This window comes from Cupriavidus sp. C2SS-8b (assembly GCF_057073745.1).
Window position 1 is genome coordinate 2,791,086 of record NZ_CP172716.1, and the last position, 25,259, is coordinate 2,816,344.

Annotated in this window: 23 protein-coding genes; 9 read left to right on the forward strand and 14 right to left on the reverse strand. The window is 66.0% G+C overall.

The features are described 5' to 3' along the window. Positions 1-74: 74 nt before the first annotated feature. Together ACIGJB_RS12925 and ACIGJB_RS12930 are read right to left on the reverse strand one after the other, a co-directional pair. Positions 75-1,490 carry a malonyl-CoA decarboxylase domain-containing protein gene (locus ACIGJB_RS12925; protein WP_483730188.1) on the reverse strand — a complete coding sequence of 472 codons (1,416 nt, stop codon included), beginning with the start codon at positions 1,488-1,490 and terminating at the stop codon, positions 75-77. Then, entirely contained in the window at positions 1,487-2,203 is a 717-nt protein-coding gene (locus tag ACIGJB_RS12930) for a GntR family transcriptional regulator (protein WP_483730189.1), read from the reverse strand. The genes ACIGJB_RS12925 and ACIGJB_RS12930 overlap by 4 nt, the downstream gene beginning before the upstream one ends. Before the next feature lie 733 nt (positions 2,204-2,936). Here ACIGJB_RS12930 and ACIGJB_RS12935 point away from each other — a divergent pair. Beyond that, positions 2,937-4,037 carry a YjgN family protein gene (locus tag ACIGJB_RS12935; protein ID WP_483730190.1) on the forward strand — a complete coding sequence of 367 codons (1,101 nt, stop codon included), beginning with the start codon at positions 2,937-2,939 and terminating at the stop codon, positions 4,035-4,037. 48 nt (positions 4,038-4,085) lie between these two features. Further along, positions 4,086-5,129 (forward strand): M48 family metallopeptidase, encoded by a 1,044-nt coding sequence (locus ACIGJB_RS12940; RefSeq protein WP_483732322.1) that lies wholly within the window; start codon positions 4,086-4,088, stop codon positions 5,127-5,129. Between the two features lie 18 nt (positions 5,130-5,147). On the opposite strand, the gene lgt is transcribed toward ACIGJB_RS12940, so the two are convergent. Both lgt and ACIGJB_RS12950 read right to left on the reverse strand, forming a co-directional pair. Further along, the gene (lgt, locus tag ACIGJB_RS12945) at positions 5,148-5,978 is read right to left on the reverse strand and encodes a prolipoprotein diacylglyceryl transferase (protein WP_483730191.1); all 831 of its coding nucleotides are present in this window, start codon (positions 5,976-5,978) and stop codon (positions 5,148-5,150) included. 17 nt (positions 5,979-5,995) lie between these two features. Then, positions 5,996-6,943, reverse strand: coding sequence for a LysR family transcriptional regulator (locus tag ACIGJB_RS12950; protein ID WP_483730192.1), 948 nt, complete (start codon positions 6,941-6,943; stop codon positions 5,996-5,998). A gap of 152 nt (positions 6,944-7,095) precedes the next feature. Between ACIGJB_RS12950 and ilvD the strand changes: the two genes are divergently transcribed. Next, positions 7,096-8,769, forward strand: a complete 1,674-nt coding sequence (gene ilvD, locus ACIGJB_RS12955; protein WP_483730193.1) for a dihydroxy-acid dehydratase — start codon at positions 7,096-7,098, stop codon at positions 8,767-8,769. A gap of 329 nt (positions 8,770-9,098) precedes the next feature. On the opposite strand, the gene ACIGJB_RS12960 is transcribed toward ilvD, so the two are convergent. From ACIGJB_RS12960 to ACIGJB_RS12970, 3 genes are read right to left on the reverse strand one after another with little or no spacing between them, the layout of a single operon-like run. Next, positions 9,099-9,629: a hypothetical protein gene (locus tag ACIGJB_RS12960; RefSeq protein WP_483730194.1), complete on the reverse strand. Its 531-nt coding sequence runs from the start codon at positions 9,627-9,629 to the stop codon at positions 9,099-9,101. Continuing rightward, complete coding sequence (locus ACIGJB_RS12965; RefSeq protein ID WP_483730195.1) at positions 9,626-10,060, reverse strand: DNA polymerase III subunit chi; 435 nt, start codon at positions 10,058-10,060, stop codon at positions 9,626-9,628. The genes ACIGJB_RS12960 and ACIGJB_RS12965 overlap by 4 nt, the downstream gene beginning before the upstream one ends. A 22-nt stretch (positions 10,061-10,082) precedes the next feature. Next, a complete protein-coding gene (locus tag ACIGJB_RS12970; protein WP_483730196.1) occupies positions 10,083-11,615 on the reverse strand; it encodes a leucyl aminopeptidase in 1,533 nt (510 codons plus the stop codon). Between the two features lie 165 nt (positions 11,616-11,780). Here ACIGJB_RS12970 and lptF point away from each other — a divergent pair, with 165 nt between their 5' ends. The 3 genes from lptF to ACIGJB_RS12985 are packed head-to-tail and all read left to right on the forward strand — an operon-like array spanning position 11,781 to position 14,480. After that, on the forward strand, positions 11,781-12,902 hold the full coding sequence (gene lptF, locus ACIGJB_RS12975; protein ID WP_483730197.1) for an LPS export ABC transporter permease LptF: 1,122 nt from the start codon (positions 11,781-11,783) through the stop codon (positions 12,900-12,902). Then, positions 12,899-14,053, forward strand: coding sequence for an LPS export ABC transporter permease LptG (gene lptG / locus ACIGJB_RS12980; protein ID WP_483730198.1), 1,155 nt, complete (start codon positions 12,899-12,901; stop codon positions 14,051-14,053). Before lptF ends, lptG begins: the two co-directional genes overlap by 4 nt. Before the next feature lie 13 nt (positions 14,054-14,066). Next, the gene (locus ACIGJB_RS12985) at positions 14,067-14,480 is read left to right on the forward strand and encodes a sirohydrochlorin chelatase (RefSeq protein ID WP_483730199.1); all 414 of its coding nucleotides are present in this window, start codon (positions 14,067-14,069) and stop codon (positions 14,478-14,480) included. A 120-nt stretch (positions 14,481-14,600) separates the two neighbouring features. On the opposite strand, the gene cobA is transcribed toward ACIGJB_RS12985, so the two are convergent. From cobA to ACIGJB_RS13020, 7 genes are read right to left on the reverse strand one after another with little or no spacing between them, the layout of a single operon-like run. Then, positions 14,601-15,404: a uroporphyrinogen-III C-methyltransferase gene (gene cobA / locus ACIGJB_RS12990; protein WP_483730200.1), complete on the reverse strand. Its 804-nt coding sequence runs from the start codon at positions 15,402-15,404 to the stop codon at positions 14,601-14,603. 39 nt (positions 15,405-15,443) lie between these two features. Continuing rightward, on the reverse strand, positions 15,444-16,748 hold the full coding sequence (locus tag ACIGJB_RS12995; protein WP_483730201.1) for a sulfate adenylyltransferase subunit 1: 1,305 nt from the start codon (positions 16,746-16,748) through the stop codon (positions 15,444-15,446). A gap of 24 nt (positions 16,749-16,772) precedes the next feature. Beyond that, entirely contained in the window at positions 16,773-17,738 is a 966-nt protein-coding gene (gene cysD, locus ACIGJB_RS13000; RefSeq protein ID WP_483730202.1) for a sulfate adenylyltransferase subunit CysD, read from the reverse strand. A gap of 17 nt (positions 17,739-17,755) precedes the next feature. Then, the gene (locus ACIGJB_RS13005; protein ID WP_483730203.1) at positions 17,756-18,559 is read right to left on the reverse strand and encodes a phosphoadenylyl-sulfate reductase; all 804 of its coding nucleotides are present in this window, start codon (positions 18,557-18,559) and stop codon (positions 17,756-17,758) included. Next, positions 18,556-19,131, reverse strand: a complete 576-nt coding sequence (locus ACIGJB_RS13010; protein ID WP_483730204.1) for a DUF934 domain-containing protein — start codon at positions 19,129-19,131, stop codon at positions 18,556-18,558. The genes ACIGJB_RS13005 and ACIGJB_RS13010 overlap by 4 nt, the downstream gene beginning before the upstream one ends. A 17-nt stretch (positions 19,132-19,148) precedes the next feature. Next, complete coding sequence (locus tag ACIGJB_RS13015; RefSeq protein WP_483730205.1) at positions 19,149-20,831, reverse strand: nitrite/sulfite reductase; 1,683 nt, start codon at positions 20,829-20,831, stop codon at positions 19,149-19,151. A gap of 28 nt (positions 20,832-20,859) precedes the next feature. Beyond that, positions 20,860-21,633 (reverse strand): sulfite exporter TauE/SafE family protein, encoded by a 774-nt coding sequence (locus ACIGJB_RS13020; protein WP_483730206.1) that lies wholly within the window; start codon positions 21,631-21,633, stop codon positions 20,860-20,862. Positions 21,634-21,798: 165 nt separating this feature from the next. Between ACIGJB_RS13020 and ACIGJB_RS13025 the strand changes: the two genes are divergently transcribed. The 3 genes from ACIGJB_RS13025 (at position 21,799) to ACIGJB_RS13035 (ending at position 25,234) form a co-directional block, all read left to right on the forward strand. Continuing rightward, positions 21,799-22,740, forward strand: a complete 942-nt coding sequence (locus ACIGJB_RS13025; RefSeq protein ID WP_483709091.1) for a CysB family HTH-type transcriptional regulator — start codon at positions 21,799-21,801, stop codon at positions 22,738-22,740. 88 nt (positions 22,741-22,828) lie between these two features. After that, positions 22,829-23,974: a methyltransferase gene (locus tag ACIGJB_RS13030; protein ID WP_483730207.1), complete on the forward strand. Its 1,146-nt coding sequence runs from the start codon at positions 22,829-22,831 to the stop codon at positions 23,972-23,974. Between the two features lie 87 nt (positions 23,975-24,061). Next, on the forward strand, positions 24,062-25,234 hold the full coding sequence (locus tag ACIGJB_RS13035; protein WP_483730208.1) for an ABC transporter substrate-binding protein: 1,173 nt from the start codon (positions 24,062-24,064) through the stop codon (positions 25,232-25,234). Positions 25,235-25,259 lie beyond the last annotated feature (25 nt).

Sequence of the window (25,259 nt, forward strand, 5' to 3'; positions counted from 1 at the left end):
AATCCCGTCAAAGGCCGTTCCCGGTGGTCAGGGAACGGCGATGCCATGGCGTGTTTTACGTGACCTGACCAGAATCACAGCAGCTTCGCGACAGCACGGCTGATGCGCGGGTTGCCTTCGCCAAGGCGCGCTAGATTGTCATCCAGTGCCTCGGGCGCGTAAAGGTAATTCACCATCATGCCGCACGACTGGCTGCAGCCTTTTCGCGACAGGTCCCCGCCCCAGTTCAGCCGTTCCACGCAAGCGCCGTTGCCCAGGTGGAAGCGCGCCACCGGGTCCGCGGGCATGGACTGGCTGCGCTCGCGCACGAGGTAATGCGCGGCGAGCGACAGCGCGGTGTCACGCACCACGGCGTCCTGGGAATCGGCTGGCAACGCGGCGAGCCAGCCCGCGCCATCGGCCGGCGCCGGGCCGTGCCGGTCCTGCCAGCGCGCCACCCGCCTGGCACCGAGCGCCTCGGCCACGGTGGTGCCGTCCTGCTTGCGCAGCCAGTCGGCAAACCCCGGAATCGGCGACAGCGTGGCGAACTGCCTGACCTTGGGAAACTCGCGTTGCAGTTCCTCGATCACGCGCTTGAGCAGGAAGTTGCCGAAGCTCACACCGCGCAATCCGGCCTGCGTATTCGAGATCGAATAGAAGATGGCCCACTTCACGCGGCGCAGGTCTTCCAGCGGCGCGGCCTCGTCCAGCAGGGACTGGACATTGGCCGCCATCTCCGGCACGAAGGCGACCTCCACGAAGATCAGCGGCTCGCGTGGAATGCGCGGATGGAAGAATGCATAGCAGCGGCGGTCGGAATCGAGGCGGTTGCGCAGGTCGGTCCACGACGAGATTTCATGCACCGCTTCGTAGCGGATCAGCTTCTCGAGCAACGACGCCGGCGAGTCCCAGGTGATCGGCTGCAACTCGAGCAGGCCGACATCGAACCAGTTGGAGAACAGCGCCTCCAGGTCTTCATCGAGCACGCGCAAGCCCGGGACGCGCCGCTGCCAGCGCAGCATGTCGGCCCGCAGGTGGATCAGGAAGTGCAGGCCGCAGGCGCTGTTGCCTCGCTGCCCATGCAGCGCGGCCAGCCGCTTGAAGAAGCGGATACGCGCATGGGACAAGGCCTGTGCCGGCTTGGCGGCCCCGCCGGCGTCCGCGGCGCCGTCTTCGGAACCCGCACCGCTAGCGATTTCTGCCAGGACTTCCAGCATGGCGCGGCGCGTGCCTTCGTCCGCGGCTTCGTATTCGGCTTGCCAGGCCTGGGCGGCGGCATTGGCATTGCCGTCGGTCAGCCGCGCATCCAGGCAAAGCCGCAGTTGTTCATGCTGGCGGCGCGCCACGCGCGCTGGCAACGGCGCCGCCTCCACGTCCTTTGCCCGCACGGGAGCGGCTTCGCCCTTGCGGCCCCACCAGCGTCCGATCCTGGACAACAGGTTGGGACCTGAAGGTTCGCTGACGCCCAGCGGGGCGCTGATCTTCTGATCACCGGAGTCGAGGGCGCTCATGGGGTACCTGCCTGGGTGCGAGAAGAAACGTTCGGAAACGCATGCAGCGCGGCCCCATCGGCCCGTGCGCTGCGATCCAGCGCAGTCAGGGCGACGCGCTGGCGCAAGAGATGCGTCTTCATCAGGGCTTCGGCGCCTTCGGGGTCGTGTGCCTTGAGCGCCGAGAAGATGCTCAGGTGTTCGGCACAGGACTCGTTGATGCGCCCCGGCAATTTAAGGCTCTTGTGCCGGGACAGGCGCAGCACCTTGCGCAGATCGCTGATCAGCCCCGACAGCCAGCGGTTCCCGGCCAGCCGCTGGATCGCTTCGTGGATCTGGAAATTGGTCTCGTAGTAGGCATCGATCTCGCCCGCGCCGGCATGCCGCGCGAGTTCGGCGTGCAACCCTTCGAGCGCCTCCAGATCCTGCGCGGTCGCGTTGCGCGCGGCCTCGTAGGCACAGCGTCCTTCCAGCAGCGCCATGAGCGGGAAGATTTCGTCGAGATCGCGCTCTGACAGCTCGTTGACGAAGCAGCCGCGCCGCGGCTCCAGGCGAACCAGCCCCTCGGCCGCGAGCACCTTGAGCGCTTCGCGCAGCGGCGTGCGTGAAATGCCGAGTTGCCCGGCGAGCGTGCTTTCGTCGATCCATGCTCCGGGAACGAGCGCGTGCGCATCGATCATGCCGCGCATGCGGTCCGCCACTTCGAGATACAGCGCCTGCTGGACGATACGCATAGGCCTCCGCCAGGATCAGTCCAGACCTCCCACGTTGTGCGGAGGTCTCCATAATTCATAATTATGAATAACTGGAAGTATCAGGCAAGGCATTTCGATGCTGCGCCGCAGCGGCGGATGGGCCAGCGAGATCGATTCCGGAATGGGCAGAGGTGCGGCGGGCGGATGCCAGGCCTCCCCGCCAGCATCCGCCCGCGCCTGAAAGAACAGCTGCGGACTATTTCATCGCCGGCCAACGCCTGGAAAGGCATCGCCCGGCGTGGGTCATGGACTCCCGGCGCAGACCCCGCGCCCCCCCTGTTGGCGCACAACAGATGCGTGCGCAGATTTCCCGTCTGCCGTCATTGTGGTCCGGTGCCCCTGCCTGACCCGCAGGTCCTCCCTGGCGCCGTCCTGGCGGACTTCGGCATAGCCCGCTCTGTTGTAACAGAAGAGTTAGCGAGGATCGTGCCACGAATGCTAAGCCCTTGTTTTAATTGAAGTCGATGATGAGAAACTTGTTACAAGACCGCATCGATGTAACAGAATGTTTCTAGACTGTTACGACACTGATCCTGTCCGGCGCGGGTCGGGAAGTTGGGGAGGCCCTGAAGACACTGGCATTTGTGGCGAATTTGTCAGTTCAAATGCCAGCGGTATGGGGAGTAAGGCACAATCGACACGCGCAAATTGGTTGCGCTGATGAAACAACGCGGCACGGCGTCCGCGATCCGACCCGAGGGGAATTCCGACCATGCAAACCGGCGACACCAGCGCAGTCCCCGCTTTCCCGGAAACGACTGACCGCGCCCGGCCTCCTTCGACGTCCGCGGTCGAGCCCAGCGTCTTGCGGCTGGCCTTCACCGGCACAGGATCGGAATATTTCCGGATCTGGATCGTTAACACCCTGCTGACCGTCGTCACGTTCGGCATCTACTCCGCGTGGGCCAAGGTCCGCACGTTGCAGTACTTCTATCGCAACACCAGCCTGGACGGGGCGACGTTCGATTACCACGGCAAGCCGACGGCCATCCTCAAGGGTCGCGCCATCGTGTTCGTGCTGGCACTCGCGTTCCAGCTGGCCGGCAAGGTGTCGCCGCTGCTGGCCGTCCTGCTGGCCCTGGCGCTGGCCGCGGTGTTCCCGCTGCTGCTGGTCCGGTCGCTGCGCTTCCGCATGGCGAATACGAGCTATCGCGGCCTGCGCTTCGCCTTCACAGGCGGCGATGCCGAGGCGTACAAGGTGTTCGTGCTGTGGCCGTTGCTGGCGGTGTTCACGCTTGGCGCGCTGGCACCGCTGGCGCATCAGCGGCTGAAGCACTACCAGCATAACCACACGCGTTTCGGCACGGCGCCATTCGCCTTCAGCGCGGTTTCCGGGGATTTCTACAGCGTCTACCTGCGTGGCTGCGGGCTGACAGTGCTGGTGCTGATTGTTGCCGGCCTCGGCGCTGCCGGGCTCGCCGCAGCGGCACGCGGGAACGAAGCCGCCTCGATGCTTGCGGGCCTGGTCGGAGCACTCGGCATCTACGCCTCGTTCCTGGCTATTGGGCCCTACTTCACCGCGCGGCTGCAGAACGTGGTGTGGAACCACACCACCCTGGCCCCGCACGGCTTCCGCGGCGAGGTGAAAGCAAGCCGCCTGTTCTATATTTTCCTGACCAACATGGTTGCCATCACACTGACCCTGGGCCTGTTCCTGCCGTTTGCGCGGGTCAGGTCCGCACGCTACCGCGTGGAACGCATGTCGCTGCTGGCGCGCGCGCCGCTGGATGCCTTCGTGGCGGGGCAGGCCGAGAGCGTAGGCGCGCTCGGCGATGCCGCGGCGGACTGGTACGACATCGACATCGCGCTGTGAGCCTGCGCGCAGCAGATGCCGCAATGATTCACCGATGACATGGCGCCGATGATTCCCGTCACCTACTTCGATGGCCGCTCTTCCCGGGCGCACCCGGCCACGCTGGCCGTGGACGCCGGCCAGGCCGTGCTGCGCGATGCCGATGGTGCGGAACTGCGGCGCGCGGCGCTGTCGTCGCTGCGCGTATCGGAGCGGGTCCGGCGCGCGCCGCGCCTGGTCACGTTCGCGGACGGCGCCTTCTGCCAGGTGAGCGACCACAACGGGTTCGACCGGCTGCTTGCCGAAACGGGGCATCGGGAAGGCTGGGTGGTCAAGGCGCAGAACAGCTGGCGCATGGCGGGCATGGCCGTGGCCGCGCTGGTTGCCGTGTTCGTGCTGGGCTATTACGTCGTGCTGCCGTGGGGTTCGTCCCATATCGCACGCGCCGTACCGCCCGCGCTCGAGGCGCAGCTCGGGCGCGCGACGCTGGCCAGCCTGGACAACGGCGTGGTCGAGCCCACGCGCCTGCCCGCCGCGGAACAGGCGCGCATCCGCACGGGCTTTGCCGGGCTGACGCGGCCCGAGGATCCGGGCCATGACTACCAGATCGTGTTCCGCCGGGGCGGGCGCCTGGGCGCCAATGCGCTGGCCCTGCCCGGCGGCACCATCGTGGTCACCGATGAACTGGTAGAGTTGGCGGGGACCGGCGCTGGCATGCTCGGGGTGCTCGCACACGAGGCTGGCCATGTCGCGCGACGCCACGGCCTGCAGCAGGTCATCCAGGCATCGGCGGTCGGCGCGCTGGCGGCCTACATGTTCGGCGACTATTCGTCGGTGCTGGCGGGCGTGCCCGCCGCGATGCTGACGCTGCGCTATTCGCGCGAGCATGAACGCGAGGCGGATGCCTATGCCATCGAGATCATGCAGCGCAACCGGCTGCCGCCGTCAGCGCTCGCCGATGTCCTGGTTGCGCTCGAGAACCGGAACCGTGGCGCGCAGAAGGACGCCGCCGCGCCCGCCGGCAAGGCCGAAGAACCCGAGAGCGATGATTTCCTTTCTACGCATCCGCACACGCGCGAACGGATCGAGGCATTGCGCGCGGCAGGCACCTGACCGCGCGCGGACGCCCTGTCAGGCACCCGTTCCCGTCGCGGGCTGTTCCTCGGCGGTACGCGGCTGGCGGCGATATGCCCACACCACCATCCCGATCCCGATCACGATCATCGGCAGGCTCAGCCACTGACCCATCGACAGGTGCAGCGCCAGCAGGCCCAGGAAATTGTCCGGCTCGCGCGCGAACTCGACGGCGAAACGGAAGGCGCCATAGCCGATCAGGAACACGCCCGACACCGCGCCCATCGGCCGCGGCTTGCGTGCGAACAGCCACAGGATGATGAACAGCGCCACACCTTCGCCGGCGAACTGGTAGAGCTGCGACGGGTGGCGCGGAATATTGTCGCCTGCCTGCGGGAAGATCATGCCCCACGGCAGGTCGGTGGGCCGGCCCCACAGTTCGCCGTTGATGAAATTGCCGATGCGGCCGGCGGCCAGCCCGCACGGAATCATCGGCGCGATGAAGTCGGTCACCTCCAGCCAATGGCGCTTGCGCAGCCGCGCGAACAGCCACATCGCGACCAGCACGCCGAGAAAGCCGCCATGGAAGGCCATGCCGCCTTCCCACACCTTGAAGATTTCCAGCGGATGCGAGAGGTAGTACGACGGCTTGTAGAACAGCACATAGCCGAGCCGTCCGCCCAGTATCACGCCCAGCACGCCGAAGAACAGCATGTCATCGAGATCGCGCGTGACCCAGCCCTTGGCCGCCATATGCGGCTGGTGGATGCGCAGGCGTCCGAACCACAGGAACATGATGAACCCGGCCAGGTACATGAGCCCGTACCAGCGGATGGCTAGCGGGCCGAGATGGATGGCGACCGGATCGAATTGGGGATGAATCAGCATGGTGAGGTGGGTGGAAGTTATAAAGGCCCGGCAGCCACGGAGCCCAAAGGTCCCGCGGAGGCCAGCCCGCTCGCGATGTCGATCAGGGAACGCAGCGCCGGCGCGACGCCGGCGGCGCTCTCGCGCCAGACCAGTCCGGTCTCGATCTGTGGCCCCGCCTCGCGCAATGCGAGGTACGACACGCCGGTGCGGCGAAGGTTGCAGAGCGAGGCCGGCACCAGCGCCACCCCCATGCCTGCAGACACCAGGCTCACGATGGTCTGCATCTGGATGGCTTCCTGCGCGATCACTGGCGACAAGCCGTCGCGCGCATAGTAGCCCGTAATGATGTCATAAAACACCGGCGCGCTTCGTCGCGGGAAAATGATCAGCGGTTCCTGCGCGGCGTCGCGCAGCGAAACCTTGCCATCCGCAGGCGCGATGCCGTGCGCGGGCCGCCAGCCATCCGGCACGGCCAGCACCAGTGGTTCGCTGACCAGCGGCAGGTAGGACAGGCCGTGCGGCATGGCGGGCCATTGCGGGCGGATGACCAGCCCGGCGTCGATGCTGCCGTCGATCAGCGCCTCGAGCTGGATATCGCTGGTGGCCTCGCGCAACTGCAGCTGGACTTCCGGATGCTGTGCGCGGAAATGCCGCAGCAGGTCGGGCAGGATGCCGTAGTCGGCCGTGCTGACGAACGCCAGCGCCAGCGAGCCGATTTCCCCCCGCGCGAAGCGCTGGGCAAGCGCCGGCAGCGCGGCCGCGTCCGCCAGCACGCGCCGCACCTCGGGCAGCCATTGCTGACCGGCGGGCGTCAGCATCACCGAGCGGCGCGTGCGCGCGAACAGCTGCACGCCGATTTCCTCTTCCAGCGACTGGATCTGCTGCGAAAGCGGCGGCTGCGTCATGGCCAGCCGCGTGGCGGCGCGGCCGAAATGCAACTCTTCCGCCACCGTGACGAAGTACCGCAGCTGGCGCAGGTCCAATGCCGCTCCTGATATGTTTTTCGACTCAATAACGGTCAAATAATATATTTGACACGCCAAAACGCAAGTCGCATTCTTTTGGCACAACATTGCCCTGCCGGCGCCCGTGCGGCGTGCTGGCGGCCGAGAGACATCCCCCGGAGACCCCCACCATGGCATTCAACAAGCGCTCCAAGAACATCACGCAAGGCGTGGCCCGTTCCCCGAACCGCTCGATGTACTACGCCCTCGGCTACCAGAAAGAGGACTTCGACAAGCCGATGATCGGCATCGCCAATGGCCATTCGACGATCACGCCATGCAACGCGGGCCTGCAGCGCCTGGCCGATGCCGCGATCGATGCGGTGAAGGCGTCCGGTGCCAATCCGCAGGTGTTTGGCACGCCGACCATCTCCGATGGCATGTCGATGGGCACCGAGGGCATGAAGTACTCGCTGATCTCGCGCGAGGTCATCGCCGACTGCATCGAGACTGCCGCGCAGGGCCAGTGGATGGATGGCGTGGTCGTAATCGGCGGCTGCGACAAGAACATGCCGGGCGGCATGATCGCGATGGCGCGCACCAATGTACCTAGCATCTACGTTTATGGCGGCACCATCCGGCCGGGCAACTGGAAGGGCAAGGACCTGACGATCGTGTCGTCGTTCGAAGCCGTGGGCGAATTCACAGCGGGCCGCATGAGCGAGGAAGACTTCGAGGGCGTGGAGAAGAACGCCTGCCCGTCCACGGGTTCCTGCGGTGGCATGTACACGGCCAACACGATGAGTTCGTCGTTCGAGGCGCTCGGCATGTCGCTGCTGTACTCGTCGACGATGGCCAACCCTGACCAGGAAAAAGTCGACAGTGCGGCCGAATCGGCGCGCGTGCTGGTCGAGGCCGTCAAGCAGGACATCAAGCCGCGCGACATCATCACGCGCAAGTCGATCGAGAATGCAGTCAGCCTGATCATGGCGACCGGCGGCTCGACCAATGCGGTGTTGCATTACCTGGCCATTGCGCACTCGGCCGAAGTCGAATGGACCATTGACGATTTCGAGCGCATCCGCCGCAAGGTGCCGGTGATCTGCAACCTGAAGCCATCGGGCCAGTATGTGGCGACCGACCTGCACAGGGCCGGCGGCATCCCGCAGGTGATGAAGATCCTGCTGAAGGCCGGGCTGTTGCATGGCGACTGCCTGACCATCACCGGCCGGACACTGGCCGAGGAACTGGAGCACGTGCCCGACCAGCCGCGTGCGGACCAGAACGTGATCATGCCGATCGACAAGGCGCTATACGCCGAAGGCCACCTGGCGATCCTGAAGGGCAATCTGGCCGAGGAGGGTGCGGTCGCGAAGATCACTGGTCTGAAGAACCCGGTCATCACCGGCCCGGCGCGCGTGTTCGAAGACGAGCAGAGCGCCATGGAGGCAATCCTGGCCGACAAGATCAACGCCGGCGACGTGCTGGTGCTGCGCTACCTGGGCCCAAAGGGCGGCCCGGGCATGCCGGAGATGCTGGCGCCGACCTCGGCCATCATCGGCAAGGGGCTGGGCGAATCCGTGGGCTTCATTACGGATGGCCGCTTCTCGGGTGGCACGTGGGGCATGGTGGTTGGCCACGTAGCGCCCGAGGCGTATGTGGGTGGGAATATCGCGCTGGTTCAGGAAGGGGATTCGATCACGATTGATGCGCACAAGCTGGTGCTGCAGGTCAATGTATCGGATGAAGAATTGGCAAGGCGCCGCGCCGAATGGAAGCAGCCCGCACCGCGCTATACGCGGGGGGTCCTGGCGAAGTTTTCGCGGCTGGCGTCAACCGCGAGCAAGGGGGCCGTGACCGATTGAGCGGACGGTTGCGCGAAGCGTCGCGGCTACTGAGCCGCGCGCAGCGCAGCCGCAGGCGATGATGCGAAAGCGCGGGCAGTGCCGGGCCACGGACAGGTTCGGGGCTGGTTCAATCATTGTCGGAGAGCCTGCAGACGGACGCGCTCCACGCGGCAGGCAGCCGGGCATGCTCTGAAGCGAATACCCGTACGAAATTCTTCGCACGCTACGATCAATATTCGTCCGCTAGGACAAGCAAACGCGTTTTTTGGTTACTTTTTGTCGCTCGGACAAAAAGTGACTCGCCGGCTACGCCGGCGAAACAGCGGCGCCTGCCAAGCACGCCGCCCTCACATTCCCCCCGGATCCCTCTCAATCTCCTCCAGCGTCGCATCCAGCCACTCGACCAGCCGAGCCTCCAGCGCCTGGGTCAGTTCAGCCGCGAGCTGCGCGGTAAGCGGCGCCAACCGCGCGCGCAGCGTGGCCTCGGTATGCGCTTCCACCACCTGCGGCCACTCCGTGCGAAACCGCATCATCACGCGTGTCAGCAACTCGGAACGCATGGCGCGCAGATCATCCTCGCCGGGCGCATCCGACAAATAGCGACCCGACACAGCGATGTCTTCGGGATCGGTCACCGGCAACGCAGTATCGCCGTCTTCCAGCTCATCCGTCAAAACCGGTATCGCCAATGCATCCGGCTCACCGGTGTCACCAACATACGTGACCACACCGGACTCGGCCATGCCGGCCGTATCGATGACACCGTCCTCGGCGCGCGCCGCGGCAGCATCCGGAAACTCCACCACTTCGGTCAGCAGCGGAATGCTGTCGTTGGGCCCAAGCCGCGGGATCACCCGCGAGGTCGTGCGTTCGCTCATGCGGAATCTCCCTTGGGCTGGCCGAGGTCGTGGTGCGTCAGCGGATAACCGCGTTCACGGTAGAAACGATAGCGCTCGCGCCCGGCCTCGCGGTCTTCGTCGCCGGCACCCACCACTTCGATCAGGCGTTCAAAACTGGCGAACTGCGCCGGTGCCTGCGAGTCCAGGTTGATCAGCAGCTGATGGTGCGGCAGCCCCTCCAGCTGCGCGGCCAGCACGATCGGTGTGACAGCCGCATTGGGACTGTCCACGCCGCAGTGCGGCAGGAAGTCCAGCGGCGAGAAGGTCCACAGCCGCGCGTCGAGTTCCGCGAGCTGCGGCGGCTGGCCGTGTACCACCACCTTCTGGCCAGCGCCGTATGCCTTGCGGACCAGCCGGCAGACATAGCCCAGCTTGTCCGGCACGTTGCTGTGGAAATCGATGCGCGTCATGACTGCCTGCCCCTTGCGCCCGTCAGGCGGCGCGATCCATCAGGAACTGGGCCAGCAGCGGCACCGGGCGCCCGGTGGCCCCCTTCGCCGCCCCGCTCTTCCAGGCCGTGCCGGCGATGTCCAGGTGGGCCCAGTCATACTTTTCGGTGAAGCGCGCCAGGAAACAGGCGGCGGTCACGCTGCCGGCCGGGCGGCCACCGATATTCGCCATGTCGGCGAAGTTCGACTTGAGCTGGTCCTGGTACTCGTCTTCCAGCGGCATGCGCCAGGCAGTGTCCATGGACTTGCGGCCGGCCTGCAGCAACTGGTCGGCAAGCAGGTCGCTGCGGGCGTAGAGGCCGCTGTTGATGTGGCCCAGCGCGATGATGCAGGCGCCGGTCAGCGTGGCCACGTCGACCACCGCGGCCGGCTTGAAGCGCTCGACGTAAGTCAGCGCATCGCACAGGATCAGGCGGCCTTCGGCGTCGGTGTTCAGGATCTCGATGGTCTGTCCCGACATGCTGGTCACCACGTCGCCCGGCTTGGTGGCGATGCCGCTAGGCATGTTCTCGCAGGTCGGCACGACGGCGATCACATTGAGCTTCAGCCCCATCTCGGCCACGGCCTGCAGCGTGCCCAGCACCGAGGCCGCGCCGCACATGTCGTACTTCATTTCATCCATGCCCTCGCCCGGCTTGAGCGAGATGCCGCCGGTATCGAAGGTGATGCCCTTGCCCACCAGCACCACGGGCGCCTGCTTGGCGCCCGCGCCGTCATAGCGCAGCACGATGAACTGCGGCGGCTCGACGCTGCCCTTGGTCACGGCCAGGAACGAGCCCATGTTCAGCGCTTCCATCTGCTTGCGGCCGAGCACTTCCACCTTGAGCTTGTGGCGCTTGGCAATGGCGCGCGCCGTGTTGGCCAGGTAGGTCGGGGTGCAGATATTGGACGGCAGGTTGCCGAGGTCGCGGGTCAGCTCCATGCCGTTGGCGATGGCCGTGCCACGCACCACGGCCTGGGTCGCGGCCTTGGCATCGTTGGCGTCCACGGCCAGCACCACCTTGCGCAGCGTCGGCTTGTCGGGCGCGCCCGGCTTGCCGTTGGCGCGCTTCAGGCCCGGGTGACGCTCCAGCAGGCGGTAGCCCGCGTCGCGCACCAGCGTGATCGTCGTGATGACGGCCCAGCCGATGTCGCGCTGCTGCGGCGGCTGTTGCGACAGGCACCACAGCGCCGACGTCGCGCGCGTGGCCGACAAGGCACGCACGGCCGTGCGCACGGATTCGGCAAACGCCTTGTCGCTGAAGTCCGCTTCCTTGCCCAGGCCGACCAGCAGCACGCGGGCCGCGCCCACGCCGGCCACTTCGTGCAGCGTAAGCTGCGTGCCGCGCTTGCCTTCGAAGTCGCCCTGCTTCAGCAAGCGTGCGACCAAGCCCTTGGTAGCCACGTCAAGGGCCTTGGCGACCCCCGCCAGGTTCTGTCCTTCGAACACGCCGACCACGAGGCAGTCGGTCTTGGTCGCCAGGAAACCATTTTGGCCGGCTTTGCTCCAATCCAGGGCTTTTGTGCTAAATTCCATCGCGCTTCCTTCTAGGGGCTTGTAGTCACGAAAGCCCCCATTATCCGCGATTTTTATCCGCGACCTGCCGCTGCCGATCCGCCCCGCCGCCAGCCCGCTGTCCTGCGAGGCACTTGACACACGGCACATCGCCCGCGCCGGCCGGCAGCCCGGAACCGACACCGCATGATCCTTCAACAAGCCCTGCGACGCGAGCTCGCCTACACCGCCGGCGCGGTGTTCCTGGTGATGCTGACCTTCATGCTCACGTCGCTTGTGATCCGTATCCTCGGCCTGGCCGCCAACGGCAAGGCCAGCCCGAACGACGTGCTGATCCTGATCGGCCTGGCCACGATCGGCTATCTGTCCATCCTGCTCTCGGCCACGCTCTTCATCTCGACGCTGATTGTGCTCACGCGCTGGTACAAGGACTCCGAGATGGTGGTGTGGTTCTCGGCCGGCATCTCGCTGCGCGACCTGGTCAAGCCGGTGCTGCAGTTCGCGGCGCCGTTCATCCTGCTGTCGCTGTTGCTCGGCGTGTTCGCGTGGCCGTGGGCCAATCAGCAGAGCGCGCTGTTCCGCGACCGCTTCGAGCAGCGCGGCGTGCTGTCGATGATTGCCGCGGGTCGCTTCATCGAACCGTCCAACGGCAACTACGTGCTGTTCATCGAAGGCATCGACGCCAACATGCAATACGCTCGCAACGTCTTTGTCGCCAATGCCGAGGCCGGCAAGGTCGGGGTTGCGCTGGCCCACCAGGGCAAGTTCGAGACCATGCCCAACGGCGACCGCCTGGTGGTCATGGAGAATGGCCGCCGCTATGCCGGCACGCCGGGCCAGATCGACTACCGCATCGTCGAGTTCGAGCGCTATGCCGTCAAGGTGGACAATAAGCCACCCGAAAGCCAGAACTCCGTGCCGCCAAAAAGCCGTGACACCATCGACCTGTTGCGCAATCCCACGCGCGAGAACCTGGGCGAGCTGCTCTGGCGCATTTCTCTGCCGATCCTTGCCTTCAATTTCGTGATGATCGCCATCCCGCTGGCGTACGTGAACCCGCGGCTCGGCCGCTACACGCCGCTGGTGTTCGCGGTGCTGATCTACCTGACTTACAGCAACATGATCAACCTGGCCCAGTCCTGGGTGCGTTCCGGCTCGGTCCCGTTCTGGCTGGCCTGGTGGCCGATCCACCTGGTGGTGCTCCTGGCCGCGCTGGTGATGTTCCGTTACCGGCAGAACCGCAGCCTGGGCGGCTGGCGCGCCGTGTTCGGGCGTGCGCCCGCGCCCGCCAAGGGGGGCACGGCATGAGGGTGCTGCGCGTCTACGAGCGCTACTTTGCGCGCCAGGTCTATGGGGTGTTCATCTTCATCCTGTTCGCGGTGCTGTCGCTGTTCGTGTTCTTCGATTTGCTCAACGAACTTGAGAGCGTTGCCGGCAAGTACACCTCGCTGATCGCGTTCTTCCACGTCCTGCTGCAGGCGCCGACGCGGGTCTACGAGGTGCTGCCGATCGCGGTGCTGATCAGCGCGATCTACGTCTTCTCGCAACTGGCCAGCCAGTCGGAGTTCACGATTTTCCGGGTGGCGGGCCTGAATACGCGGCAGGCGCTGTTTTCGCTGTTCAAGCTGGCGGTGCCGCTGGCCCTGATCACATTCATCTTCGGCGAGTTCATCGGCCCCCGGGCCGAACAGTTCGCGCAAAAGGTCAAGCTGGAAGCCATCGGTGCCACGGTATCGTCGGACTTCCGTTCCGGCGTCTGGGTCAAGGACCGCGACAAGGATCCGAAGGGCGATGGCGAGATCACGCGCTTCGTCAACGTGGCCGGGCTGCGGCCCGACCAGACCATCACCGGCATCACGGTCTATGAGTTCGATGCCCAGTACCGCCTGCGCGTCATCCGGGTGGTGAAGGAAGGCCGTTACCAGGGCGCCCAGTCGTGGCTGCTGAGCGATGTCAACGAGACGCGCTTCTCGGAACTGGGCAAGCCGGCCAACGCGCCTGGCGACGGGCTCGCGCCCGAGTTCCGCGCCGAGCAGGTCAAGTTCCCCAGCATCACCATGCACTCGGAGCTGACGCCGCAGATCCTGTCCGTGCTGCTGGTCACGCCCGAACGCATGTCGACGCTGGACCTGTTCCGCTATATCCGGCACCTGCGCGACAACAAGCAGGACACGCAGCGCTACGAGATCGCCTTCTGGAAGAAAGTGGTCTACCCGCTGACCCTGTTCGTCATGATGGCCCTCGCCCTGCCCTTCGCCTACCTGCACGCGCGCGCGGGCGCGGTCGGCGTGAAGGTGTTCGGCGGGATCATGCTGGGGCTGTCGTTCCACCTGTCGAATACGCTGTTTTCGCACGTGGGCTTGCTGCATACCTGGCCGCCAATCGTTTCGGCGCTGGTGCCGGGCACGCTGTACCTGCTGCTGGCGCTGACGGCGCTGCGCTGGGTGGATCGTCACTGACACAAGGGCCACGATGCCTCCGACCGCAACCGCGCCCGTGCAACAGGCCCTCGTTTTGTTCGCCCACGGCGCGCGCGATGTGCGTTGGCGTGAACCGTTTGACCGGCTGGCGCAGAAGCTCGGCGCTGCGTTGCCGGGGACGCCGGTGCGGCTCGCTTTCCTGGAATTGATGTCGCCGCAGTTGCCGCAGGCCCTGGCTGAACTGGCTGCGGCTGGCGTCGCTGAAGTTACCGTGGTGCCGGTGTTCTTCGGGCAGGGTGGCCACATTCGGCGCGACCTGCCGGCGCTCATCGATACTTGCAGGCAGCAATATCCTGCCTTGTCGATTCGCTGCGCGGCCGCAGTGGGCGAGGATGACAGTGTCCTCGATGCGATTGCCGCGTACTGCGTGGCATCGCTCGCGCCGGCCGCAACGGGCGGCGCATGAAAAAACCGGGCAGTGCCCGGTCCGATTGCTGACAAACGAAAAATATCTGCTTGTTGTCTCCCCTCTCCCGCTTGCGGGAGAGGGGAGACAACCCTCGCGATTTTGGCTTTGTCGGCAGCCTCAGGCCGCTTTCGCCGCAACAGGCTCCGTCTTATCCAGCACCGGCTCCGTCGCCCGCGCCGCCAATGCCTCGCCGATCATCAGCAAGCTCGGTTGTGCCGGGTCGATCCAGCCAGCCGCCTCGCCCGCCGCCATCTGCTGCAGCGTGAACGCATGGCTGCGCTGGCGCGCGGTGCTGACCGACTCCACCACCCATGCCGGCGTCGATGGCGCCTTGCCGTGCGCGATGAGCCGCGCCGCGATGGCCGCGGCCTGGTCGCGGCCCATGTAGTAAACCAGCGTGTCGGCGCGTACATCGGCCTCGATGTCGGCCGCCGCAGCCGGCACTTCCGTGCCGTCCGCGGCCTTGGCCTGCGTGGCAAACGCAACGCTGCGCGCCACGCCACGCTTGGTCAGCGGCTTGGCGATGGCCGAAGCGGCCGCCAGCGCGGCAGTGATGCCCGGCACCACCTCATACTCGATGCCCGCTGCTTCCAGTGCCTGCAGCTCTTCGTCGGCACGGCCGAACAGCATCGGATCGCCGCCCTTCAGGCGCACCACGCGTTCGAACTTGGTGGCCATGTCGACGATCTGGCGGTTGATGAACAGCTGCGCCGTCGAACGCTTGCCGCAGCGCTTGCCCACTTCCACCAGCTTCGCTTGCGGACACCAGGCCAGCATCTCCGGCGATACCAGTGCGTCGTGCAGCACGACCTGGGCTTCGCCCAACAACCGTGCACCACGCACCGTAATGAGATCCGCCGCCCCGGGGCCTGCCCCGATCAGGTAGACCTTGCCGGTCGCTTTGCCTGTCTTGCTCATCATCTGCCCCTTGCGCTCGCGCCTGACGTTGTGTCGTAACGCTCAGGAGTATGCACGGATCATGCCCGCAGCCACCGTGTGATTGGTCGCCTCGTCGATCAGCACAAACGCGCCGGTCGCCGGGTTGTCACCGTAGGTGTCGCAAACGATCGGCTTCTGCAGCGAAAGCTGCACCGAGCCAATATCGTTCAGGCGGATATCGTGGCGGCCGGTCTCATGCGACAGCGTATGCACGTCCAGCACGCGATCCACAGCCGACACACGTGCGAACACGCTGGCCGTGGTGTGCTTGAGCACATACTTGCGCGACGGGTTCAGCGATTCGTCGTCGAACCAGCACAGGTCGGCCTGCAGCTTTTTGGCGGAGGCCGCCGTCGCGTCGGCGGCGACGAACATGTCACCACGCGATACATCGACGTCCTCGGCCAGGCGCACCGTCACGGTATCGCCGGCACTGGCCGAATCGGCGGCGCCGTTCGGTGTCAGCACCTCGGCCACCACCGCGTCGCGGTTGGCCGGCAGCACGCGCAGCTTCTGGCCGACGCGCACGGTGCCTGCCTCGACACGGCCGGCGTAGCCGCGGAAATCGTCCGACTGCGAGCCGTCCTGGCGGATCACCAACTGCACCGGGAAGCGCAGCGCGGCGTCGCCCTCCGGCGCAGCCTCTTCCACCGGCAGTTCTTCAAGCAGCGGCAGCAGCGACTCGCCCCGGTACCACGGCATGGCGTCGCTGGCGTGCACGATGTTGTCGCCGCGCAGCGCCGACACCGGCACGTAGCGCACATCCTTCAGGCCGAGCTGTTCGGCCAGCTCGGCATAGGCCGTGCGGATCTCGTTGAAGCGTGCTTCGCTGTAGTCGACCAGGTCCATCTTGTTGACGGCCACGATCACGTGCTGCAGCTCCAGCAGCTTCAGGATGGCCGAATGGCGCTTGGTCTGCGCGAGCAGTTCGGCGCGGCCGTCCTTGACGGTCACGCGGGTGGCATCGACCAGCACGATGGCCGCATGCGCGGTCGAGGCGCCCGTGACCATGTTGCGGGTGTACTGCTCGTGGCCCGGCGTATCGGCAATGATGAACTTGCGGCGCGCGGTCGAAAAATAGCGGTACGCCACGTCGATCGTGATGCCCTGCTCGCGCTCGGCCTCGAGGCCGTCGGTCAGCAGCGAGAAGTCGATCTGCTCGCCGGCGGTGCGCTTGTTCTTGGCGTTGGCCAGCGCGGTCAGCTGGTCGGACAGCACAGCCTTGCTGTCGAACAGCAGGCGGCCGATCAGCGTACTCTTGCCGTCGTCGACGGAGCCCGCGGTAATGAAACGCAGCAGGCCCTGGTGGGTAGATTGGTGAGTCATGTCTGAATCCTTGGCTGCGTCGGCTTAGAAATAGCCTTCCTTCTTGCGGCGTTCCATCGACGCCTCGCTGGTCTGGTCGTCCATGCGCGTGGCGCCGCGCTCGGTGATCTCGGTCACGGCCGTTTCTGCGATGATCGCTTCCGGCGAATCCGCCGTGCTGGCCACCGGGCAGGTGCAGCTGATGTCGCCCACGGTGCGGAAGCGGACCGACAGCACTTCGCTGACGTCGCCGTCCTGCTTCGGCGTGATCGGCGTCACCGGCACCAGCAGGCCGTTCTTGCGTACCACTTCGCGCTGGTGCGTGTAGTAGATCGGCGGCAGCGCCAGCTTTTCGCGGGCAATGTACTGCCACACGTCGAGCTCGGTCCAGTTCGAGATCGGGAACACGCGCATCTGCTCGCCCTGCGCCATGCGGGCGTTGTAGAGGCTCCACAGCTCGGGGCGCTGGGCCTTCGGGTCCCACTGGCCGAACTCGTCGCGGAACGAGAAGATGCGCTCCTTGGCGCGGGCCTTCTCTTCATCGCGGCGGGCGCCGCCCATCAGCGCGTCGTACTGATGCTCGGCGATGGTTTCCAGCAGCGTCACGGCTTGCGCCGCGTTGCGCGAATCGGTGTTCTTGCGCAGGCGCACGGTGCCGCGCTTGATCGACTCTTCCACATGGCCCACCACCAGGCGCGCGCCGAGTTCGGCCACGCGCTGGTCACGGAAGGTGATCACTTCCGGGTAGTTGTGGCCGGTATCGATGTGCACCAGCGGGAACGGCAGCTCGATCTTGCGCTCGCCCAGGCGGAAGGCCTTCAGCGCCAGGTGCAGCATGACGATCGAGTCCTTGCCGCCCGAGAACAGCAGTGCCGGGTTGCGGCACTCGGCCACCACCTCGCGGATGATGTAGATCGATTCGGCCTCGAGGCGGTCGAGGTGGTCGTTCTGTACCTGCAGCAGGTGCGCCACGCTGCTGGCGGCGCTTGCGATGTCGTTCATGATGCCCATGTCGTTCGGCCCCAATCTCAATGCTTGATGTTCTGTTCGTGGAGCCCGCACTCTTTCGAGTCCTTGCTCTCCCACCACCAGCGCCCGGCGCGCACGTCTTCACCGGCGCGCACCGCGCGGGTACAGGGTTCGCAGCCGATGCTGGGGTAGCCCTTGGCATGCAGCGCGTTGACCGGTACGTTGTGGCGCTTCAGGTATGCCCACACCTCGGCCTCGGTCCAGTCCGCGAGCGGATTGAACTTGGGGATGCCGCGGGCGTCGTCCATTTCTTCGAACGGCAGCTCGGCGCGCGTGACGGCCTGCTCGCGGCGCTGGCCGGTCATCCAGGCGTCGGCGTGCGACAGCGCGCGGTTCAGTGGCTCCACCTTGCGAATGCCGCAGCAGTCCTTGCGCAGCTCGACGCTGTCGTAGAAAGCGTTCAAGCCGTGCTTCTTGAGGTAGTTTTCAACTGCCTCGGAATCCGGCGTGTATTGCTCGATGGTGTAGCCATAGTGACCGGTCACCTGGTCCAGCACAGCCAGCGTCTCCGCATGCAGGCGGCCGGTGTTCAGCGTGAACACGCGGATGCCCGCGCGCACGGCCTGCGTGCCGCGCAGGATCGCGTCGGTCAGCACCATGTCCTCGGCGGCGAGGCTGGTGGCGAAGCGCGCGCGGAAGAAACGTGCGGCAATGCCCGACAGGCGGCTCGCCAGCTCGCGCTCCTTCTCTTCCAGCGCGGCCACGCTGCCCGTGTACTCGGGCATGGTCCACAGCGCGGGACGCAGCGCCGACGCCGGCGCACCGGCATCCACCACCGCGATGTCGCTCAATGCAGCGCTCATGCCGATTCCCTTGCGCCAACCTCGGCGCGTGCGCGGCGGAACAGCGGCAGCGGCTCGTCGACCGAAGCCTGGTACGCCACGGTGAACTCGGTGAAGCCCTTGATGGCGTCGTCGATGTTCTTGTCGGCGCGCACCGCGAAGGTATCGAAGCCGCAGCGCTTCATGAAGTTGAGCTGGTCGCGCAGCACGTCGCCGATGGCGCGCAGCTGGCCCTTCCACTGGTAGCGCGTGCGCAGCAGGTATGCCGTGGAGAAGCCGCGGCCATCGCGGAACACCGGGAAATCCACCGCGACCACGGCCACGCCGTCGAACAGCGCCTGGGCATCGCCCGGCTCGTCCTCGGGGGCCAGCCACACGCCGGTGCGCTCGCGGGCACGGCCCGCCAGCAGGTCTTGATGCGATTTCCACACCGCCAGCGGGAACAGGACGGCGTCCTGGCCCTGCACGGCGGCGGTGATCTGCTCTTCGCTCAGCGGCTGGCCTTCGGCGCCACGCAGCACGGTCCAGTTGTCTTCGACGATGACCGGGGTGACCGCGTCGGCGGTACGTTGCAGTTGAATGATCTTTGCCATGTTGCTTTCTCCGGTCCTCAGGCTTCGGCGCGCTCGCGCGGCTGCTTGTCGGCGTACACGCGTTCCTTGAACGGGGCCAGGCCGATCCGGGTCACGGTTTCGATAAAGCGTTCGTCTTCGATGCGGTTGGCCACGAAGGTCTCGATGATGCGCGAGATCACGTCCGGCATTTCCTCGGCGCTGAACGACGGGCCGATGACCTTGCCCAGCGCGGTGCTGTTGCCCTGGGCGCCGCCCAGCGTGACCTGGTACCACTCCGAGCCGTCCTTGTCGACGCCGAGAATGCCGATGTTGCCGACGTGATGGTGGCCGCAGGCGTTGATGCAGCCCGAGATATTCAGCGACACTTCGCCCAGGTCATGGACGAAATCCAGGTTGTCGAAACGCTCCTGGATGGCCAGCGCGATCGGGATCGACTTGGCATTGGCCAGCGAGCAGAAGTCGCCGCCCGGGCAGGCGATGATGTCGGTCAGCAGGCCGATGTTGGCCGTGGCCAGGCCGGCCTTCTTCGCCAGTTGCCACAGGTCGTACAGGTCGTGCTTCTTCACGTCCGGCAGCACCAGGTTCTGCTCGTGCGCGACGCGCAGCTCGCCGAAGCCGAAACGGTCGGCCAGGTCGGCCACGGCCTCCATCTGCTCGGCGGTGGCGTCCCCCGGAGGCGAGACCGGACCCGGCTTGGTCGACAGCGTCACGGCGGCGTAGCCCGGCACCTTGTGGCCATGCACACTGCGGCTCACCCAGCGCGCGAAGGCCTTGTCTTCGAGCAGGTGCTTCTCGTACGAAGCATCGGTGTCGGCCAGCTTCTCATAGGCCGGCAGCGTGAAGTACTGCGCCACGCGGTCGAACTCGTCCTGCGTCAGCGTGCCGGGGCCGTCCTTGCTGTACTGCCATTCCTCTTCGACTTCCTGCGCGAACTTCTCGGCGCCGATGGCCTTCACCAGGATCTTGATGCGGGCCTTGTACTTGTTGTCGCGGCGGCCATAGCGGTTGTACACGCGGATGGCGGACTCGACGTAGGTCAGCATGTGCTGCCACGGCAGGTCATCCTTGATGATCGTGCCGAGGATCGGGGTACGGCCCAGGCCGCCACCGGCCAGCACGCGGATGCGGGTCTCGCCGGCGTCGTTCTTGTACACGTAGATGCCGATGTCATGCATCTGCACCACGGCGCGGTCGTCCTTCGAGGCCGAGATCGCGATCTTGAACTTGCGCGGCAGGAACGCGAATTCCGGCTGGAACGTGCTCCACTGGCGCAGCAGTTCGGCCAGCACGCGCGGGTCGACCGACTCGTCCGGCGCGACGCCGGCGAAGTGGTCGGTGGTGATATTGCGCACGCAGTTGCCCGAGGTCTGGATGCCGTGCATCTCGACGCTGGCGAGTTCGGCCAGCACGTCGGGCACGCGCTCGAGTTCCATCCAGTTGTACTGGATGTTCTGGCGCGTCGAGAAGTGGCCATAGCCGCGGTCGTACTCGCGCGCGATATGGGCCAGCTTGCGCAGCTGCTTCGAAGCCAGCAGGCCGTACGGAATCGCCACGCGCAGCATGTAGGCATGGCGCTGCATGTACAGGCCGTTCTGCAGGCGCAGCGGCAGGAATTCTTCTTCGGTCAGCTCGTCCGACAGGCGGCGGCGCACCTGGTCACGGAACTGGGCGACGCGCTCGTTGACGATGCGCTGGTCATATTGGTCGTACTGATACATGGCGGGGTCCGTTCAGTATTCGTGGGATTCAGGAGACGAGCTTGATGGCGACCAGGGTCAGCGTGGTGGCCAGGGCCGCGCGCACCAGGCGCTCGGGCAGCGCGCGGGAGAGCTGTGCACCCAGCCAGATGCCGGGGATCGAGCCCACCAGCAGCGCCAGCAGCAGATTCCAGTCGACGGTGCCGAGCCACACATGGCCCAGCCCGGCCAGCGCCGTCAGCGGGACGGCGTAGGCGATATCGGTACCGGCCACTTCGGCCGGCTTCATATGGGGATACAGCAGCAGGATCAGCGTGGCGCCAACCGCGCCGGCGCCGATCGACGACACCGTGACCAGCACGCCGATCACGGCGCCGACCACAACGGTGGCAATGACTTGTGCGCGGCCTTCCAGCTGGAAGCGCGGATTGCGCGCCAGCCAGGCCAGCATCTGCTTGCGGAACAGCAGCGACAAGACGGTCAGCAGCACCGACACGCCGATCGTCAGTCGAATTGCGTGCAGCCACTGCCCATGGAGTTCGCCGGCGCTCTTCAGGACGAGGATGGCGGCCACCGCGGCCGGCAGGCTGCCCAGGCACAGGCGGCGCACGACCTGCCACTGCACATGCCCGTGCGCACGGTGCGCCAGCGTGCCGAAGCCCTTGGTGATGGAGGCGAAGGCCAGGTCCGTGCCGACTGCCGTGGCCGGCGAGAAGCCGAACAGCAGCGTCAGCAGCGGCGTCATGAGCGAGCCCCCGCCTACCCCGGTCAGACCGACGAGGACGCCTACCAGCAAACCGGAAACGGTATAGGCAAGGGACATTGAGAAGCTCTTTTGGGCCATTCCGTCTTGCCTGCGCCACTTTCAGGGTGGCGGGTGCGGGCGCAATGCGGGCTGGCCGTTCATTAACAAAGTTCGAGAATCGTAATAAACTGGCCTCATACCTCAAACTAATAAGAAGTTGTTTGTTTATACGACTGAAGTTATATGAACCTGCACCAGTTTCGCTTTGTGCGTGAAGCGGTACGCCAGAACTACAACCTGACGGAAGCCGCAAAAGCGCTCTACACATCACAACCGGGTGTGTCCAAGGCCATCATCGAGCTGGAAGAAGAGCTGGGTGTCGATATCTTCACGCGCCATGGCAAGCGCATCCGCAGCCTGACTGAGCCGGGGCGCCGCATCCTTAACTCCGTGGAAAAGATCCTGCAGGAAGTGGAAAGCCTGAAGCGCGTGGGCATGGACTATGCCGCCCAAGACCAGGGCAACTTCACCATCGCCACCACGCATACGCAGGCGCGCTACGCCTTGCCGCGGGTGATCAGCGAGTTCACCAAGCGCTACCCGAAGGTCCGGCTGTCGATCCAGCAGGGCAACCCCGCGCAGATCGCCGACATGCTGCTGCATGACCAGGCGGACATCGGCATTGCGACGGAAGGCATCTCCAGCGAGAAGACTTTGGTCTCCCTGCCGGGGCACCAGTGGCAACATGTGGTGATTACGCCTCCCGATCATCCGTTGCTGGAAAAGAAGCACCTGGCGCTGGAAGACCTGAAGGGCTATCCGCTGATCACTTACGATCCGAACTTTGCCGGCCGCCCCAAGATCGACAAGGCCTTCGCGCTGCGCCACCTGGAGCCCGACATCGTCCTAGAGGCCATCGATGCGGACGTGATCAAGACTTATGTGGAAGTCGGGCTCGGCGTCGGCATTGTTGCCGGCCTGGCCTACGATGCCGAGCGCGACCGCAACCTGCGCGGCATCCCGGCCGGCCACCTGTTCGGCACCAATGTGACGCACCTGGCCGTCAAGCAGGGTGCCTACCTGCGCAGCTTTGTCTATACCTTCATCGAACTGTTCTCCCCGACGCTGAACCGCAAGCTGGTGGAGCAAGCCATGTCGGGCGAGCACGAGGTCTACGAACTCTGAGGCCGCGGCTCCCGCCCTTCCCTATTTCTATGCAGGACACCTTTATGCACGTTTTCCTGGCACACCCGTGCCACCCGGAGGCCCGCCCGTGAGCGAATTGCCGAAAATCCATTGGACCGAGGACGGCGCCGAACGCAGCGCGCAGTGGCGCTCCGAAGCCGGCCTGCCGCCGCCACGCCGCGTGGTGGTGGCCGATGACACCATCTCCGCCGATACCGCATACCGCCTGGCCTGCGAAGGCACCGCGCTGCTATGGCGCGGCGACTTCCAGAATGCCCGCCAGATGCTGCAGGCCATGGCCCGCCGCACCGAGCGCAAGCCGAAGAAAAAGAGCCGGCCCGGACACAAGCATGCGTCCGAGTCGCCGACCGAAGCCTTCCACCAGCACCGGCTGGCACAGTCCCAGCGCGCGCGCACGCTGGGCATGCTGCTGCTGCCGTTCGACGCCGACCATACGGTGCCGCTGCGCCGCGCGCCGGATGTCGCGCAGGCTTGCGAGCAGGTCTATGGCAACGCCGGCGAACCCTACGTCGCGTCGATGCGCGAGCTGCTCGGCATGATCGGCGCCTATGAATGGCGTCGCAAAGGCGTGGAGATTCCTGCGCTCGGCGCGCGCATCCATCCGTGGTACGGCGTGTTCTCGCCGGTGCGCGGCGAATACGTGGACCTCGTCGCCAATGCGCCGCTGCCGTCGAAGGCGCTGGCGTTCGACATCGGCGCAGGCACTGGGGTGCTGTCGGCCGTGCTGGCACGGCGCGGCGTCAAGCGCGTCGTGGCGACGGACCAGGACCCGCGTGCGCTCGCCTGCGCGCGCGAAAACATTGAACAGCTTGGTGTGGCTGGCCAGGTCGAGGTAATCGAAGCCGACCTGTTCCCGGCAGGCCGTGCGCCGCTGATCGTCTGCAACCCGCCGTGGGTGCCGGCACGACCGAGTTCGCCCGTGGAGCGCGCCGTCTACGACCCCGACAGCGTCATGCTGCGTGGCTTCCTGGACGGCCTGGCGGCCCACCTGGAGCCTGGCGGCGAGGGCTGGCTGCTGCTGTCCGACCTGGCCGAGCACCTTGGCCTGCGTTCGCGCGAGCAACTGCTCGGCTGGATCGAAGCGGCCGGCCTGCAGGTATTGGGCCGCACGGATATCCGTCCGCGCCACCCGCGCGCAACGGACGCCGCCGACGCGCTCCATGCGGCGCGCTCAGCGGAAGTGACGTCGCTCTGGCGGCTGGGGGCGCGGTAAGCTTGCCCCCTGTGGTTGCTCCCTCTCCCGCTTGCGGGAGAGGGAGCAACCCTCAAAAAGAAAAACACACACACCAGGAGGAGAACCATGCCCAACCTGCTGCGCCGCGCGCTTGCCGTCGCCTGCGCCTCTGCCACCGCCTTGATCGCCAATGCCGCGCTGGCCGACATCCGTGTCGGCGTCGATGTCTCGACCACCGGTCCGGCGGCGTCGATCGGCATTCCGTCGAAGAACACGGTGCTGATGTGGCCGCAGACGCTGGGCGGGCAGAAGGCCCACTACGTGCTGCTGGACGACGGCTCGGACCCGGCCGCCGCGGTGCGCAACGTGCGCAAGCTGATCTCCGAGGAAAAGGTCGACGTCATCGTCGGCCCCAACATCACGCCCAATGCGATTGCCGCGCTGGACGCCATCGCCGAGGGCGAAACGCCCATGGTAGCGCTGGCCGCCTCCGCCGCGATCATCGAGCCGCTGACCGATGCGCGCCGGCGCTGGGCCTTCAAGATGCCGCAGAACGACTCGCACATGGCCACGGTGCTGACCGAGTACATGAGCAACCATGGCGTGAAGACGGTCGGCTTCATCGGCTTTTCCGACACCTACGGCGAAAGCTGGTGGCGCGAGTTCTCGCGCCTGGCGGAAGTGCGCAAACTGAAGGTAGTCGGCAATGAACGCTTTGGCCGCAACGACACCTCCGTTACAGGTCAGGTGCTCAAGCTGATGTCGGGCAATCCGGACGCCATCCTCATCGCCGGCTCGGGCACGCCCGCGGTGCTGCCGCAGAAGACGCTGGCCGAGCGCGGCTACAAGGGCAAGATCTACCAGACCCACGGCATCGCCACGTGGGACTTCCTCCGCGTCGGCGGCAAGGACGTGGAAGGCACGCTGTTCCCGACCGGGCCCGTCGTGGTCGCGCGCCAGTTGCCGGCCAGCCACCCGGTGCGCAAGGTGGCGCTTGATTTCGTCACGCGCTATGAAGCGAAGTACGGCGCCGACAGCGTGACGCAATTCGCCGGCGACGCGTGGGGCGCGTGGCAGCTGCTCGACGATGCCTCGCGGCGCGCACTGAAGACCGGCGCGCAGCCGGGCACGCGCGAGTTCCGCAACGCCTTGCGCAACGCCATTGAAACCACCTCGAACCTCACCATTCCCAACGGCGTGATGAACATGAGCGCGAAAGACCACCAGGGCTTCGACCAGCGTTCGCGCGTGATGGGAACCGTCCGCAACGGCAAGTTCGCCTACGCGGGTGACGAGTAGTATCCGCAGCCATTGCGACCGGCAC

Excerpts from the sequence above, each read along its gene's own strand:
- ACIGJB_RS12930 (WP_483730189.1), bottom strand. The coding sequence starts at position 2,203 with ATGCGTATCGTCCAGCAGGCGCTGTATCTCGAAGTGGCGGACCGCATG.
- ACIGJB_RS13010 (WP_483730204.1), bottom strand. The coding sequence starts at position 19,131 with ATGGCAAAGATCATTCAACTGCAACGTACCGCCGACGCGGTCACCCCG.
- ACIGJB_RS12940 (WP_483732322.1), top strand. The coding sequence starts at position 4,086 with ATGATTCCCGTCACCTACTTCGATGGCCGCTCTTCCCGGGCGCACCCG.
- ACIGJB_RS12970 (WP_483730196.1), bottom strand. The coding sequence starts at position 11,615 with ATGGAATTTAGCACAAAAGCCCTGGATTGGAGCAAAGCCGGCCAAAAT.
- lptG (WP_483730198.1), top strand. The coding sequence starts at position 12,899 with ATGAGGGTGCTGCGCGTCTACGAGCGCTACTTTGCGCGCCAGGTCTAT.
- ACIGJB_RS12925 (WP_483730188.1), bottom strand. The coding sequence starts at position 1,490 with ATGAGCGCCCTCGACTCCGGTGATCAGAAGATCAGCGCCCCGCTGGGC.
- cysD (WP_483730202.1), bottom strand. The coding sequence starts at position 17,738 with ATGGGCATCATGAACGACATCGCAAGCGCCGCCAGCAGCGTGGCGCAC.
- ACIGJB_RS12960 (WP_483730194.1), bottom strand. The coding sequence starts at position 9,629 with ATGAGCGAACGCACGACCTCGCGGGTGATCCCGCGGCTTGGGCCCAAC.
- lgt (WP_483730191.1), bottom strand. The coding sequence starts at position 5,978 with ATGCTGATTCATCCCCAATTCGATCCGGTCGCCATCCATCTCGGCCCG.
- ilvD (WP_483730193.1), top strand. The coding sequence starts at position 7,096 with ATGGCATTCAACAAGCGCTCCAAGAACATCACGCAAGGCGTGGCCCGT.
- ACIGJB_RS13015 (WP_483730205.1), bottom strand. The coding sequence starts at position 20,831 with ATGTATCAGTACGACCAATATGACCAGCGCATCGTCAACGAGCGCGTC.
- ACIGJB_RS13035 (WP_483730208.1), top strand. The coding sequence starts at position 24,062 with ATGCCCAACCTGCTGCGCCGCGCGCTTGCCGTCGCCTGCGCCTCTGCC.
- ACIGJB_RS13005 (WP_483730203.1), bottom strand. The coding sequence starts at position 18,559 with ATGAGCGCTGCATTGAGCGACATCGCGGTGGTGGATGCCGGTGCGCCG.
- ACIGJB_RS12985 (WP_483730199.1), top strand. The coding sequence starts at position 14,067 with ATGCCTCCGACCGCAACCGCGCCCGTGCAACAGGCCCTCGTTTTGTTC.
- ACIGJB_RS13025 (WP_483709091.1), top strand. The coding sequence starts at position 21,799 with ATGAACCTGCACCAGTTTCGCTTTGTGCGTGAAGCGGTACGCCAGAAC.
- lptF (WP_483730197.1), top strand. The coding sequence starts at position 11,781 with ATGATCCTTCAACAAGCCCTGCGACGCGAGCTCGCCTACACCGCCGGC.
- ACIGJB_RS12995 (WP_483730201.1), bottom strand. The coding sequence starts at position 16,748 with ATGACTCACCAATCTACCCACCAGGGCCTGCTGCGTTTCATTACCGCG.
- ACIGJB_RS12935 (WP_483730190.1), top strand. The coding sequence starts at position 2,937 with ATGCAAACCGGCGACACCAGCGCAGTCCCCGCTTTCCCGGAAACGACT.
- cobA (WP_483730200.1), bottom strand. The coding sequence starts at position 15,404 with ATGATGAGCAAGACAGGCAAAGCGACCGGCAAGGTCTACCTGATCGGG.
- ACIGJB_RS12965 (WP_483730195.1), bottom strand. The coding sequence starts at position 10,060 with ATGACGCGCATCGATTTCCACAGCAACGTGCCGGACAAGCTGGGCTAT.
- ACIGJB_RS13020 (WP_483730206.1), bottom strand. The coding sequence starts at position 21,633 with ATGTCCCTTGCCTATACCGTTTCCGGTTTGCTGGTAGGCGTCCTCGTC.